Origin of the sequence: Amycolatopsis sp. lyj-90, from assembly GCF_046549035.1 — a bacterium.
GTDB lineage: Bacteria > Actinomycetota > Actinomycetes > Mycobacteriales > Pseudonocardiaceae > Amycolatopsis.
Map to the genome: position 1 here is coordinate 158408 of NZ_JAJPWP010000011.1, position 14947 is coordinate 173354.

Here is a 14947-nt window from a genome sequence, read left to right on the forward strand (position 1 = left end):
ATCACGGCGTCCGGGACAAGCAGCCTCAGGTCCGGTCACCCGGATCCCGGTTCTCGTGGATCGATTTCGCTTCCAGTCACTCGCCGAAGTAGTACGCGTCCCGCATGAGACCTTCCATGTCCTTCAGCACCGGCATTCTCGGATTCGCGGGTGCGCACTGGTCCTTGTACGCGTTCACGGCCTGCCTGGGCAGGGCGCCGATGAACTCGGCCTCATCGATGCCGATCTCCTTGAAGGACTTCGGCAGGTGCACCGCGTCGCGCAACCGCTCGATGGCATCCGCGTAGGATCCGACAGCCTCGTCCGGGGAGCCCGCCGGAAGCCCCAGCATCCTGGCGATGTCCTGAATTCGTTGCGGCGCCTGGTAACTCTCGTACTTGGGCCAGCCGGTCAGCTTTGTCGGACGGGTTCCGTTGTAGCGGACCACGTGGGGTAGCAGGACCGCGTTCGTCCGGCCGTGTGCGATACCGTAAGTGGAGCCGAGGGTGTGCGCCATCGCGTGCACGATTCCCAGGAACGCGTTGCCGAAGGCCATTCCGGCGATCGTCGAGGCATTGTGCATCTTCTCCCTTGCCTCGGGGTCGCTCGCGCCGTACTGGACCGAACGCTCGAGGTGGCCGAAGATCAGCCTGATGGCCTGCAAGCAAAGCCCGTCCGTGTAGTCGTTCGCGAACACCGAGAGATAGGCCTCGGTGGCGTGGGTGAGCGCGTCAAAGCCGCCGTCGGCCGCGATGCCCGCCGGCAGATCACCAACCAGCACCGGGTCGACGATCGCCACGCTGGGGGTGAGGGCGTAGTCGGCTAGCGGGTACTTTGTTCCTGTTCTCTTGTCCGTCACGACCGCGAAGGGGGTGACTTCGGATCCACTCCCTGACGTCGTCGGCACACAGACCAGACGAGCCCGTTCGCCGAGTTTCGGGAAGGTGAACACCCGCTTGCGGATGTCGTGGAATCGCTCCTTCATATCGTCGAAGTCGACGTCGGGATGTTCGTACCAGAGCCACATCACCTTGCCCGCGTCCAACGAAGAGCCGCCGCCGAGTGCGATGATCGTGTCCGGCTGGAATTCCCGCATCATCGCCGCGCCCCGGGCGACCGTGTCGACGCCGGGTTCCGGTTCGATGAAGTCGAGTACCTGGATGGCGACCGGCTCCGCCCGGGAACGCAGGATCCGGCTCACCTTCTCCACGTGACCGAGTTTGGCCACCGTGGGTCCACTCACGATCGAGACCCGGCTGACGTCCGGCATGTCGGCGAGGTAGCGAAGGGAGTTGGGCTCGAAGTAGATCTTCGGCGGTACCTTGAACCACTGGATGTTGTTGTTCCGCCGTGCGATCCGCCGGATGTTGAGCAGATTGACCGCGCTCACGTTGCCAGAGAAGGAGTTTCCGCCGTACGAGCCACAACCCAGGGTCAACGACGGGAGGAAGGCGTTATAGAGATCTCCCATTCCTCCTTGTGCCCCAGGTGAGTTCCAGACCACGCGAACGGCCTTCACCTCATTGCCGAACTTGGTGGCGAAGCGCTCATCGCGGGTGTGCACGACAGCGGTGTGTCCGCGGCCGTGGAGATCGACGACCCGCATCGCCTGGTCGATCCCGTGCTCGGTGTCCTCTACGGTCAGGAAGGCCAGTACGGGACAGGTTTTGGCCCGGGTCAGCGGCTCATCCTCACCGATCGAGTCCACTGTGGCCAGCAGGAGAGAAGTTTCTTCGGGCACCGCGAACCCGGCGAGGCCGGCCAACCGGACGGGCCCCAAGCCGACCGACGCCGGGTTGAGGACCGCGGTCGCGCATTCCGGGCTTCCTGCCTCGGCGCCGAACAGGAAGAGCTCGAGTTCGCGCTTCTCTTCCGGTGTCAACCGATACGCGTGCAACAGGTCGAATTCGTGCAGGACGACGTCCTGGATGGCTCGTTCCGCGAGGACGGTCTGTTCCGCCGCGCAACTGGTGCCGTTGTCGAAGGTGCGGGACAGCACGATGTCGTTGACCGCGCGCGGGATATCGGCGTCGCAGCGGATCAGGGCGGGCACGTTTCCCGCGCCCACACCGATGGCGGGCGTCCCCGACGAGTAAGCGGCCTTGACCAGTTCGTCACCGCCCGTCGCCAGGATCACCGCGATGCCGTCATGCCCCATCAGGGTGCGTGTCGCTTCCCGGCTGGGCAGATCCATCCATTGCACGCAGTGCTCGGGCGCACCCGCACGGACTGCCTCGTCACGCACGATCCTGGCGGCGGCGACACCACTTTCGGAGCACAAATGGTGGAAGGAGAAGATGATCGGGTTGCGTGTCTTGAGTGCCATCAGCGCCTTGAAGATCACCACCGCGGTGGGGCTGGTGAACGGGGTGACCGCACAGATCACCCCCACCGGCTCGGCGATTTCGACGATCCCGGCGATATCGTCCCGGAACACCTCACCGACGGTCTTGAGCCCGGACATGCTCTTGGACACGTGCTCGATGGCGAACAGGTTCTTCACGGCACGGTCCTCCACCACACCGCGACCGGTCTCCCGCACCGCGAGCTCCGCGAGCTCGACGTGGGAGCCCAGCGCGGCCATCGCCGCGCGGTCGACGATGGCGTCGACCTCTTCCTGGGACATGGTGGTGAACTCGCCCAAGGCTTTGTCTCCTCGACGGACGAGTTCGTCCACTACCGACCTCAGGTCCGGACCGGGAGGATCCGCGGTGACCTCCCCCGTCTTTCGGGGCGGCCCGAGTACCGCGGCCAGGTCACCGAGTGTGGCGTACTCGTAGAAGGCCCCGAGGTCCACCGGGCCGAAGTGCGGTTCGAGCGCGACGGCGGCTTCGACGAAGGCCAGTGATGAGGCCCCGAGTCCGGCGAACCGGGTTTCGGCCGTCAACTCCGTCCGAGGTAAGGCCAAGACGTCGGACAGGATCGTCACCATGACCGGCAAGGCGGAGTCGTCTGGTGGCCCCGACCCTGTTCCCATCTCGGAACGAGTCCCGTCATGGAGCCATCGTGAGATCGCGGTGACGCTGCTGAGCTCTTCGGCGAGATGGGCGAGCGTGCCGAGTGGACGTTCGTGGATCGCACCGGGTGCGGCTGATGACGTCTTGGTCTTCACGGTGACCGATTCGGCGGCATCCGGCCGGAAACACACAGCAGCGGCTTCGACAGAGCCGAGGATGAACACCGCTTCTTCGCTCGAATCGGGTCCGTTCTTGCCGGTGATCTCTTCCAGGAAGAGCCGGGCAGGCAAGTTCTTTGCCGTCTCCCGGAACGGGATGTGCACCGGCAGCCCCAGGCTTCGCGCGTACGCGCCGACAGCGGCGACGATCCGGTGCTCGACACCGCGTCCGAGCGCGCGGCAGCTGAGAAGCAAGGTGTCCACGACAACCGCGCCCTCGACGACGCGCTGGATCGCCGTGCCGACGATGCCGTAGTCACCGAACCGGTCACTGACACGGACGACTTCACAGGTGACACCGGGCTCGGCCAGCAGGGCGCGCAATTCGGCTTCCTGGCGCCGGATCGTGCTGACGTTGAACTGATTGGTCCGTTGTGTCATCTGAGCGAGCCTGGCGAGATCGTCATCGGCGGCGGGCCGGATGTCGACTTCAAGCCGCAGGCTCTCGATGAAGTCGGCGAAGTTCAGCCCGCTGCTCCGGAGATCGCCGCGTTCACGGTCGGCCTGGTAAGCGGCCGCCCGCCCGAGATCCTCGTTGGTGACGACCAGCCGGTCGAAGGCCCAGATCCGGTCGAGGAAGGCGGGTACGGCATCGGCGGACGACGGCAGGGTGAGCGCCAGGACCTCAGGGCACGCCGCCCGTACTTCCGCGACTTCGATGGGGTTGTCGTCGAGGAAAGCGATGCTGTCCAGCCCGAGGTTCAGTTCCTCCGCCATGCGGCGGATGCCTTCGGACTTCGCGTGCCAGCTCACCGCTTGTGCGGTGATGTGTTCCGCGCGCAGTGGCATGTCGTCACGCCGGCGGAAGACCTCTGCCACGGTTTCAGGGTCGTTCTTGCTCGCCAGGCACAGCAAGACGCCACGCGAGCGTAGTGCGACCGCCCATTCCTGCACTCGCCGTTGCGGCTCCGGGACAGTCACCCCGTGTGCCCCGTCCTCTCCCGCGACTCCCTTCCACAGCGTGTTGTCGCAGTCGAGGACGAGCACCTTGAAGGGAGCTCCGAGCACCGAGTTGGCGGATCGGGCCACCCCTGTCGCGAGTGCCACGCACGCTTCCGGCGTATAGGGAATGTGGGCCAGGCGGAGCCGGGCGGGGTCGTGGGGCTCAGCGACGGGCAACCCGCCTGACCACTTGTCCACTCCGAGGAAATGAACTCCCGGGAGTCCGGCGAGGGCCTCGGCGAGTCTCCGTTCCCGCGGGTCTTCGTGGTGTGTCACGGACGGCGACGGGCAGACCTGGACGACCACCCTCACCCCTCCACGAGCGCTGAAGGTACGGAAGGCTTCGGCCAGATCGCGCAGGTTTCGGTCGGTGTCTTCGGGGGGCCAGTCGTCAAAACGGATGAGTACGAATCCGCATCCGGACGACTGTCGGCCAAGGGTGCTGGAGGGGCTCAGCAACTCCTGGAAAACCTGTGCGTAGGGGGCTAGTTCGACCTCGACCGAGAGGCCGAGCCGATCGCACCACGATCGCAGCGGCACGGCGAGCGGGTCGAGGGTGAAAGTGGCCGTCACGGAGAGGGTGGCCTCAGGGGCCGCTTCCCTCTTGGCGTCGGCCACGCCACCGAAGTGGTCGATCCGCTCGACCCTTCCGACAGTGATCTGCGGCAGGCGTTTGACGAGTGCCGCCGCCACCGGTTCGACGTCCATGCCAGGGGTGTCGGTCAGGCCGGGCGCGTACCCGGTGCAGAGTCGCGGTGGCCGGGCGACCAGCCCTGCGAGCGGGCGTTCCCGGACGATGCCCGCCAGCAGAGATTCCGCCCGCTTCTTGGCCGCGACGTAGTGGTCCCAGCCCGGAGGTGGGTTGTCCACCGCGGCGCTCGATACGAGCAGGACAGACCCTTGCCCCTTTTCGAGGACGGGACCGAAGCACCCCAGCGGCACCGCGACGGTCGCCAGGGCACCTTCGACGTAGGCCATGGCCGCCGCAGTGGCGTTCTCGTCAGACGGTGACGGTTGAAAAGCGGGGAAAGCGTTCAAAACCAGTATGTCGACCCGAGCGTGCTGTTCGGCCAGTTGGGCCCTCAATCGTTCGTTCGCTTGAGGATCGGCCGCGTCGCATCGGATCAATCGCACGCGGTCTCCATCGGGGCCGAGTTCCGCCTTGATCCTCTCCGCTTCCTCCTGGCTTTGGCTGAAGGTGAGATACACCTCCGCCTCCAGGATGGCCAAAGCCTGCACCAGGCTCGCACCGAGACCACGGCTCCCGCCGACGACGACCGCGACCTGGCCCGCCAAGGAGTCCGCCCCGGCCACGAGCGCGCGGACCTGCTCCAGCCGCGACTCTCGCGGCCGGTCACGGACGACCGTCTTGACGCAGGCCTGCCCGTACCCGGGAAGATGGGCGACGAAGTCGATGAGACGATAGCGCGTTTCCAGCCGCCGGATCTCGATCGAGGGGCTGTCGCCCGGATCCGTGTTCCGCAGATCCACGGTCATGGCCGAGATCAGGGACTGGGTACCCGGTACTTCCATCCCTGCGGCATAACTCGCCCAGCCGAGCATCGCCGCGTGCGCGCTGGTGATACCGGTGAGCTCCGCACCAGAACGCCTCAGCGTGTCTTGGTAGGAAACGGGATCGACGTGATAGCCGACGCCGAACGCTCCGACGTCCAGATCGCCGAGTGTTCGTTCGGCCGCCGAAGTCCTGCGGTTTCCCTCGATCATGGCCGGTGAGAGGAACTCCCCTGCCGGATCCAGCTCGAGCACGATGTCGACCATCGACTGTCGCGCGCCGGTGACCTGCAGGCGGATCTCGGTATCGGATCGCAGATGGACGGTGACCTCATACCGCTCATCCAGGAAAACCGCGCCGTGGAATCGCGCGGACAACCTCACGATCGGTAGTGGTGTCGCACGTGATGGGAGCGCGCCGAGGGCGTGGAGAACGACCAGGGCCCCATGACTCACCGGAGCGCCGAAACTCGTCCGGCGGGCATAGCGACGGTCCACATGCAGCGGATTGACGTCACCGCTGGCTTCCGCGAACTCGGCCACGTCTTCCCATGAAATCCGGAAAGTACCCATCGACACTCATATCCTTCTGTCGCCCGTCGTTGCCGGCAGGTTCATCGGAGTCGCGCTTATCCGCTCGGTCGAATACCGGAAAAGACCGTCGGCCGTCTCGGAACAGGTCGCCTCCAGCACAGTCGACATCAAGGTCATCCGGCGCACTACAGTCTGTATATATGCGACGACGCAGAAGCAGGAGCCTTCGCAAGTAGTTCGTCTATCAAGGTTGCCCGGAAGTCAGGAGGTGAAACAAAGTGTTCGAATAAAATTGGAATCGCACAGCACCGCCGGCACCGCGAGGCCACGCGCCATGTAGGACGACCGACGCGATTCGCTTGACATCCGCTCCGTATTCCACCGGTTCGGAGGCGTCCAGCGAGAGCGTTCGCCTCGTCTTCACCCGCGGTAGCCCCCTGGACCACGCCTCTATCTCTGACGTACGAAAGCAGGCCGAAGAAGTTCCAGCCGGCGGAACCGTGGCTTGCGCGATCTCCCGAGGCGTGTGTCCGCTGTCGGAACTCGCCGCCCGCATCATCGGCGACAAGGATGAATCGGTCACGAACCTGAGATCCCGTTTCATCAGGCTACAGATATTGAATGAATTCGTCATGCTGCCACCAAGAAGCCGGTGACGCCTGGATGTCTCGTATTAGTCGAGACGGTCGGCGCCCGGACCGGCTACGGTGGGCTGCGGCCCCGATGAGGAGGTGGGAGACTCATCCGAGGGCGGCTTTGCTGAGGTAGCGCGCCAGTTCCGCCGACGTAGGATGAGTCCACATGATACTGGCCGGCAAGTGGATTCCCGTCTGTTGTTGGAGACGCCCACGGATCGAAATGTTCATGACCGAGTCAAGTCCGATCTCGATGAACGGGCGATCCGGCTCGACTTGAGACAAGGAGAGACCGGTCTCGTCTGCGACCTGCCTCCGCACCTCGTCGAGCGCGGCCCCGAAGAGACTCTCCGGGGGCAGAGCACGCAGCAGGGAACCGACTGGGGGCTGCTCCTGTTTCTCGCCGATGCTTCGGTCAGCGACATGCTCGAAGAATGAATTCCTCCCGCCGGCAGGAGGTGTCGTCGGGCGCACAACAACTACGTAGCCGTCGTCGACCGCATGCAGGCAGTTCCATGCTTCGTGTGCTTCGCTGACGGTGATGCCGCCGAAACCCTGCTCACGCATGCTGAGCAGGCTGTCGGCGTTCAACTGGCCCATACCTTTGTCACGCCACGCGGTCCAGGCGATCGCGCTGGTCTTGTCTCCACGTCGACGCCGGTGTGCCGCGAGTCCGTCGAGGAAGACATTGGCGGCGGCATAAGCAGTCACGCCGGGCAGGGTGACCAGCGGCGCGGTCGAGGAGAACAGCACCATGAAGTCGACCGACCCGGGCGGGAACAAATCATGCAGGACAAGTGCTCCCTTGACCTTGGCGTGCATGTTTTGGCGCACAGCCGAGTCTCCAAGCTCGTCGATGAGGCATCCGTGGATGGCACCCGCCGCGTGTACCAGGCCGCGAATCGGCGGCATCCCCCACACATCCGGAGCGAGAAGTGCGCGGCATGCCTGGTCGTCGGTCACGTCCAGTGCGACCGGTCGCACGGTGGCACCTGCCCGCTCGAGTTCTTCGATGGTGCTGATCGCCAGACGCTGGGCCTCGTCCTGGGCGTCTCGCCAGAGTGCGCGATCAGGCAGTCCCCGACGCCCCACGAGGATGAGATTGCGCGCGCCTCTGCCGTACAAATGCCGAGCGGCTTCGAGGCCGAGGGCGCCAAAACCGCCGGTGACAAGGTAGGTGGCATCGGGATCCAGCCGATCACGCGGAGTCTTGGAACGCCGCGGCCGGGGTACCAGCCGAGCAGCCTCGATGCCGTCGGGACTTATGGACAACCAATCTTCAGCAAGGTCCTGCTTTACCACGTCGGCGAGTAGGTTCACGGACGTCGGACTGTCATCGGCGAGATCCACGGCCCCACAGCGGAACTCGGGGTGTTCCGTGGCGATGATCCGGGCGGCGCCCCACAACGGTCGTGTCGCGAGCGCGGTCTCCCTTGCGCATTCACGGGCCCCTGACGTGACTATCCACAGTCGGCAGCCTGTCCCGCCAAACCGGACAAGGGACTGGACAGTCTGCGCCAGCGCCGTCAGATTCCGCACCGACGACTCGTAAGTCGTTTCATCCGGAAGGGACGAACTATCCGACGGAGCAACGAAAATCACGTCCCGTGGGCCAGCCGGAATCTCGTCGGCCGTCTGAACCACTTCGGCTCCGGCGAAGTGGCGGGTCAGTAGTCCGGTCATCGGAGTCGGGCTCGCCGAAACGATGGTGACCGCTCGCCCGTCATCGACCTGAGCCGGCATGGCCAGAACCGGCTGCCAGCTCAGGCCGTGCAAGAGCGTGGCCGGATCGGCGTCGGCAACATGGTCGATGTCGAGGAGCCCGAACCGCAACCCGGTTACGCGGGCGGCTGCCTCGCTGTCGATGCCACGGATGGTGACGTCGATGACGTCCGCTGTGCCTTCACGCAGAACCGCTTCGAGCCGGGCGGTGGCGGGTGCGGGCCCGGTCACCTCGACGGACTCGATCGCCGCAGGCATACGGTGGATGCCTTGGCGTGCCAGCGGCAGCGACGCAAGCGTCGTCGCTGCATCCAGAATGACGACCCAGCTCGCGGGCAAGTCGTTCGCGGACACGGTCGCGGTGACCGTGTACTCGTCGTGTACGAGGTGGTTGACCTTCCATTCGAACGCCAGCCCTGAGACCCCCAGGGGGCGGAGCAAGTCGATCACGTGGTCCGTTCCGACCGGTGCCTCCGGAGCAGCCGTAATGCCGATGGGGATGTCGTCCGGTGTGAGGACAGTTGGTCCCCCGTCGTGCGCCTGGGTGTGCGTGATCCAGTTCGCATCGGCGAGCGCGTCGTACGGCCGCGAGTTCACGGTCGCCATTCCGTTCTGACTGATGACCTGGACCGCTCGGTCCTGCTCGGCCGGTAAGGGCGTCCGTAATTTCACGTCGCGCAGTCGTCGAGACGGCCCGGCCCCAGTCGATGTAGCCGCGATAAGTGTCGCCAACAGCACCGCGGCCGGCACGATGTCGACCCCGTGTACCGTGTGAGGCTGCTTATACGGCCGAGTGCCCGGTGTCAGCCTGGTCTGCCACACGTCCGCCGGAGGGTTCGTCGCCACCGCGAGCCTCGACCCCAGCAAGGTATACGAGTCAACATCATGGCCGCCCTGGCCGACAGCGGCCGCAGGGAGCCAGAAGGGCCGATGTTGCCACGCTACGCGCGGCAAGTCGACCCTTTCGGACCTCGGCCAAGAAGCGCTCCAGTCAACAAGCACGCCGGCGCAGTGCAGCTCGCCGAGTTGCTCGGTCAGTTCGGTGAGCTGCGGCTTGCCACGGCGGAGCGAGTGCGCGACCGTGACTCCGCGAACGCCCAGTCCTTCCGCGATCTGTGGGATGTTGTGCCCGACCACGGGGTGTGGCGACACCTCGAGGAAATGTCGGTGGCCGTCTTCGAACATGGCTGTGACGGCAGTGGCAAACCGGACTGGATCGCGCATGTTGCGCTGCCAGTAGCCCGCATCCCGAGGCACCGTCGACCGTGGATCGGATAGAGCCGTCGAGTAGAGCGGCAGCGTCGCACGACCACACGGCAGTTCCTCGGCCACGTGCTTCAAATTTTCGAGTAAACCATCCATACTCGCGCTATGGAAGGCGACGTCGGAGGCGACCCGGCGCGCCACATGCCCCTCACACGTCGCTTCCCTGACGAAGGCTTCCACCTGGTCTGCGTCACCGGCGACCACCGCCCAGCCCGGAGCGGTCTCGATCCCGGCTTCGAGACCGGGGGCGCTCGCAAGCCGCGACCGTAATTCGTCGAAAGGCATGTCCAGCAGGGCCATCGCGCCCCGGCCGGCTACCGCGGTGAGCAGGGCGGCCCGGCGGCACGCGAAACGAGCGGCATCCTCGGCACTCCACAGCCCGGCGGCCGCGGCCGCTGCGATCTCGCCCATCGAATGTCCGACGACCGCTGCGGGACGGACGCCGTACGCCTCCCAAACCCGCAGCAGCCCCAGCTGCACACCCGGCATGATCGCCTGGATCCGGTCGGTACGCGTGAATTCATCACGCTCCAAAGCTCCGATCAGCGAAAAGCCGCTCTCGGCACGATAGACGGGATCGAGTTCCTCACACGACGCGGCGAACTCCTGGCTTCGGAGCAGAAGCTCTCGTCCCATCCCAGCCCACTGGGAACCATGTCCGGAGAACACGAACGCCGGTCGGGTCTTCTCGTCTCGCGCCCTGGCGTGCACCACTCCCGGCACCTGTTTCCCGCCTGACCAGGCGCGAAGCCTGCTGATCGCCTGGTCACGGTTCTCCGCGACGACCGCTGTCCGCCAGGCTAGATGGGAACGACGCACCGCCAGAGCACTCGCCACCATGCCGAGATCCGACGAACCGGCTTCCAGCACGTTCGCCAGTTCTCCGGCCGTATCTCGAACGGCCTCAGAAGATGCTGCGGAAAGAACCAGAAGTAGAGGGTTGTCCGAGGCTTCGTCCGGACGCCCGGGCGCCAAGGGGTCACCCTCCTCGATCACGACGTGACCGATTGTGCCGCCATAGCCGAAACTCGACACCGCCGCGATTCGCGGTCTGTCCGGGTCGCGCGGCCAAGGAGTTGGTTGATCGACCACCCGTAGACACGACTGTGCTGCCACCTGGGGATTCACCCCCTCCTGAAGGCCGACCGTCGCCGGGAGCAGTTCGTGTCGCATCGCCAGGACGGTCTTGATGACGCCGACAGCGCCGGCACCTGCTTCCAGGTGTCCCACATTGCCTTTGACAGAGCCGATCAGCAAAGGGCGTCCGGCCGCGCGTCCAGCGCCGAACACCGTCGCCGCCGCTTCGGCTTCGGTCGGGTCGCCCAGCGCCGTGCCCGTGCCGTGGGCCTCGAGATAGTCCACCGCGGACACCGGAATGCCCGCTTGACGATAGGTTCGCGTCAGCATCTCGATCTGGGCGCGTCCGTTCGGAGCCATGATGCCGTTGGTGCGTCCATCCTGCCGAACAGTACTCCCACGGATCACCGCGAGGACGGTGTCGCCGTCGCGGCGAGCGTCCGGAAGGCGCTTGAGCACAAGCACGGCAGCGCCTTCGCCCCTGCCGTATCCGGACGCGGACGCGGAGAAGGGCTTGCTCCTGCCGTCAGTGGCCAACGCACCCGAGGCGCCCAGTGACAAAGTCTGCGCGGGCGCGGCGATCAGATTGACACCACCGGTGATCACCAGATCACATTCGCCAGAACCGAGTGCCTGCGTTCCGAGGTGGAGGGTGGCCAAGGATGACGAGCAGGCACTGTCGACCGCGAAGCTCGGTCCACGCAGGTCCAGGAAATAGGAAACCCGATTGGCGACCGCACAGTAGCTACCGCCGATGCTGCTCCATGGGCCGATGTTCTCCGGCGCGGCAAGCAACATCTGACCGTACTCACCACCGCCGACACCCATTATGACTCCAGTGTTGCTGCCCGCCAGGGAGGACGGCGCGATTCCGGCATGCTCCAATGCCTCCCAAGACACCTCGAGTATCAACCGTTGTTGCGGGTCCATCAAAGCCGCTTCGCGCGGTGTGATGCCGAAGAATTCCGCATCGAAACCGGCAGCGTCGTCCAGATAGGCGGCCCGGCTCGTAGCCCGTCCGACCGCAGCGGAAGCCGCCGGGCCAGATACCGGGTACGCCGCCCATCTACCTTCCGGCAGGTCCCCGACCATGGAGTCTTCACGGGCCAAGCACCTCCAGAATTCCTCCGGGCCGTTGATACCACCTGCCACTCGCAGGCCAAGGCCGACAATAGCGATCGCGTGACTCCCGCGAGCATCGTTCATATCGATATCGTCCTTAAGGTGAACATCACGCGGCTTCAGGAAAGCGCGAATCGAACGGCCATTCTTGAGCCTTTTAGGGAAGGCGACCTCTTCCGTCACCGTGGGTTCCAATGATTGGCATCCACTAGCCCTGAAAGTGACAAATAACGCTTTTCGGTCACTCGTTCTGCCCAAAAGACTCAAGGTTCTTGACGCCGGACACCGACGTCGGCCGGGCTCACGGAACGACGCCGCGTCCGACAAGCCCTTCCAGCGACGACCGTCCCGGCACCGGTCCAACGCGGCCATCCGAGCGGGGACCACGGCCGCCGACACGACCTCGGCCGAAGATTCGGGCGATCACAGCTCACCGGCAGGTCGGGAATCTCAGCGCTGATCGAAATATCGCCCAGTGCCAATCGATCTCGCGCGGCAAGCGGAAGGGTTCCATGGCGCGGCGCAGATCGGGGCGCCGCCGAATAAAGTCCACGCGGTTTCGCCCCGAGGGGGGAAGCAAGTCACAACGAGCACACGGACTCGATCCGGTCCTCGGACGACCACGAGCCGCCAAGGCAGGCGATTCACGGCAGAAACCGTTCGGATAGCGCGGGAGAACAAACCCAGCTTTTCACCGGCGACTTCGAGCGACCGAAATCCCGTATCGCGCACGAAGTACTGATGCGGCGCAACACGGAGTCGATTACAGGCTAGCCGAAACCGCATGTGTCGCTCACTGGCACAAGAATCACGGTTCCTCGTCAATGGGAGTTTGGCGGGTGACCAGGTCGCCGAAGCAATATGCCTCATCGAACCGAAGTCCGGACCGTACTTCCCGGCAAGCGCGGAGATCTGTCCAGCAGGACTGCCCCGATAGCCTCACTCTCGCACGCTCCTCTGGAAACTTGGCCACCCAGGAGATCTACTTGCTCCATCCAGATACAGCGAATACCTATCGACGATCATGACCAAATTCTCCGGTTGAGACACAGGGTGGATTGGCAGCCATACCATGACGACAGGAACTCGGCCGGACACCACCGATGAGTGGTGGCCGGCGAACTCCGGAAGACTTCCTCGGCACGCCGCGCCGGAACTGGGCGTGACCGGCGCGCACCGCGGCCCGAGACCTGAGCCGTCCAACGGCGGGCACTCCGGCTCACGGCACGCCGCGTGGGCGACCGAGGTACCCGCTCCCACGCCTCAGCGGGCCCGACTATTGATTCCGCGCCCGCGCCGAGTTGACTTACCGCCCACGAACCGTTGGCAGAAGTTCGCCAAACGACCGGCTTTCTTCCATTATCACCGGCTCGCCGCGGGCATCATCGCCATCAACGCCGTACTGCTGTTCTACCGACAGGACCTGTCGTTCGCCAACGACGCCACCCTCGTCAACCTCACGCTGGCCGTGCTTATCCGCCAACGGCACGTGATCAACGCGCTGTGGACACTGGTACGGCTGACCCCGCCGCATTGGCCGCGCTGGTTCCGGCGGTCCGCGGGGAAGGTCTACCACATCGGTGGCATCCATGTCGGCGGCTCGATCGCCGCTGTGGGGTGGTTCGTCGTGCTCGTGGTGCAGCTGACCCGGTCAGCCACGGGACCGGGGCCCCTGCCGGTTTCCCTCGTCCTGGCCTACTTCGTCTGCGCGCTGCTGATCGGGATCTGCGTCCTGGCCCTGCCCGTCGTGCGCCGGAATTGGCACAATCTCTTCGAGCGCACCCACCGGTTCGGTGGATGGCTGGCTCTGGCGATGATGTGGGCGCAGACCGTCGTGACTTCGTGGGAACTGTCCGGCGGGCTAGACTGGTACGACCTGCTGACGGCCCCGCAACTGTGGGTTCTGATGCTTGTGACAACGAGCGTGGTGCTCCCTTGGCTGAGCCTGCGTCGCGTGCCGATCACCGTGTCGCACCCTTCCCGGCATGCCGCGATCGTCACCTTTCATGAAGCCTGGCAGCCCTTTGCCGGTTCGACGACCGCTTTCAGCCGCTCAGCGTTCGGTGAATGGCATTCGTTCGCAACCATAGCTGCGGCTCCCGGCACCACCGGGTATCGCGTGATCGTGTCCCGGGCAGGTGACTGGACCAGCCGCTTCATCGACGCCCCACCCGACCATGTCTGGGTACGGGGCGGTTCTGTCCACGGTGTCGGCGGGGTGGACGTCTTGGCCAACCGCCTGCTGTGGGTGGTGACCGGTAGCGGGATCGGGCCGGCTCTCTCCCCGATGTTCGGTCGCCCTCGGAACAAGCCGTTGGCACTGCTCTGGGTGACCCGCGATCCGCGTAAGACCTACGGGAACGCGCTGGTCGACGAAGTTCTTTCACTGGTACCGGATGCGCTGATCATCAACACCGACCAAGCCGGCAAACCGGACGTCGTGACACTGGCCCATCGTGTCGCGACCGACTTCCGCGCGGACGCGGTGGTCTGCGTGGCGAACAAGAAATTGACCTGGGCGGTGGTGAACGAACTCGAGCGCCGGGGCATCCCCACACACGGCGCGATCTGGGATTCCTGAACGGCACCCGGCGCCTCCGGGTGCCCTTTCCACCGCACGACGACTGCGTTCAAAGCCTGCCCCAGCAAGACCTCGGTGACGGCCGCCTCGCAGATCGAGCCGACATCGCGACCGGGAAACCTTCAGGACCGCGGATTCGACTTGCGCAAGTGCAACAGGGTTCCCGGATTCCGAGAAATTGCTCGCGGCGACCCTGATCACGATCGTTGGCCGTCACCCGCTCGATTCCCATGCCCGAATGGGCAGATTTACTGACCAGAAGCCCTCCACCTGACCGAATGTGATACCTGCCACTTAAGGTCGTTTCACCTGGCCACGCCTACCGCGAGACCTGTCACCGAGTCCGTGACCCACCTTCGTGCGATACCGGCCCAGGAACGCCCGTCGGCCCCTGCAAACCCA

At 65.1% G+C, this 14947-nt stretch carries 3 protein-coding genes; 1 reads left to right on the forward strand and 2 read right to left on the reverse strand.

Translation table 11 applies throughout. The annotated features are described in order from the left end of the window. Positions 1-76 precede the first annotated feature (76 nt). Positions 77-6181 (reverse strand): bifunctional acetaldehyde-CoA/alcohol dehydrogenase, encoded by a 6105-nt coding sequence (adhE, locus tag ACLJPX_RS35315; protein ID WP_410604688.1) that lies wholly within the window; start codon positions 6179-6181, stop codon positions 77-79. 701 nt (positions 6182-6882) lie between these two features. After that, on the reverse strand, positions 6883-12147 hold the full coding sequence (locus tag ACLJPX_RS35320; RefSeq protein WP_410604689.1) for a type I polyketide synthase: 5265 nt from the start codon (positions 12145-12147) through the stop codon (positions 6883-6885). A 979-nt stretch (positions 12148-13126) separates the two neighbouring features. Here ACLJPX_RS35320 and ACLJPX_RS35325 point away from each other — a divergent pair. After that, on the forward strand, positions 13127-14545 hold the full coding sequence (locus tag ACLJPX_RS35325; protein ID WP_410604690.1) for a hypothetical protein: 1419 nt from the start codon (positions 13127-13129) through the stop codon (positions 14543-14545). Positions 14546-14947: the final 402 nt, after the last annotated feature.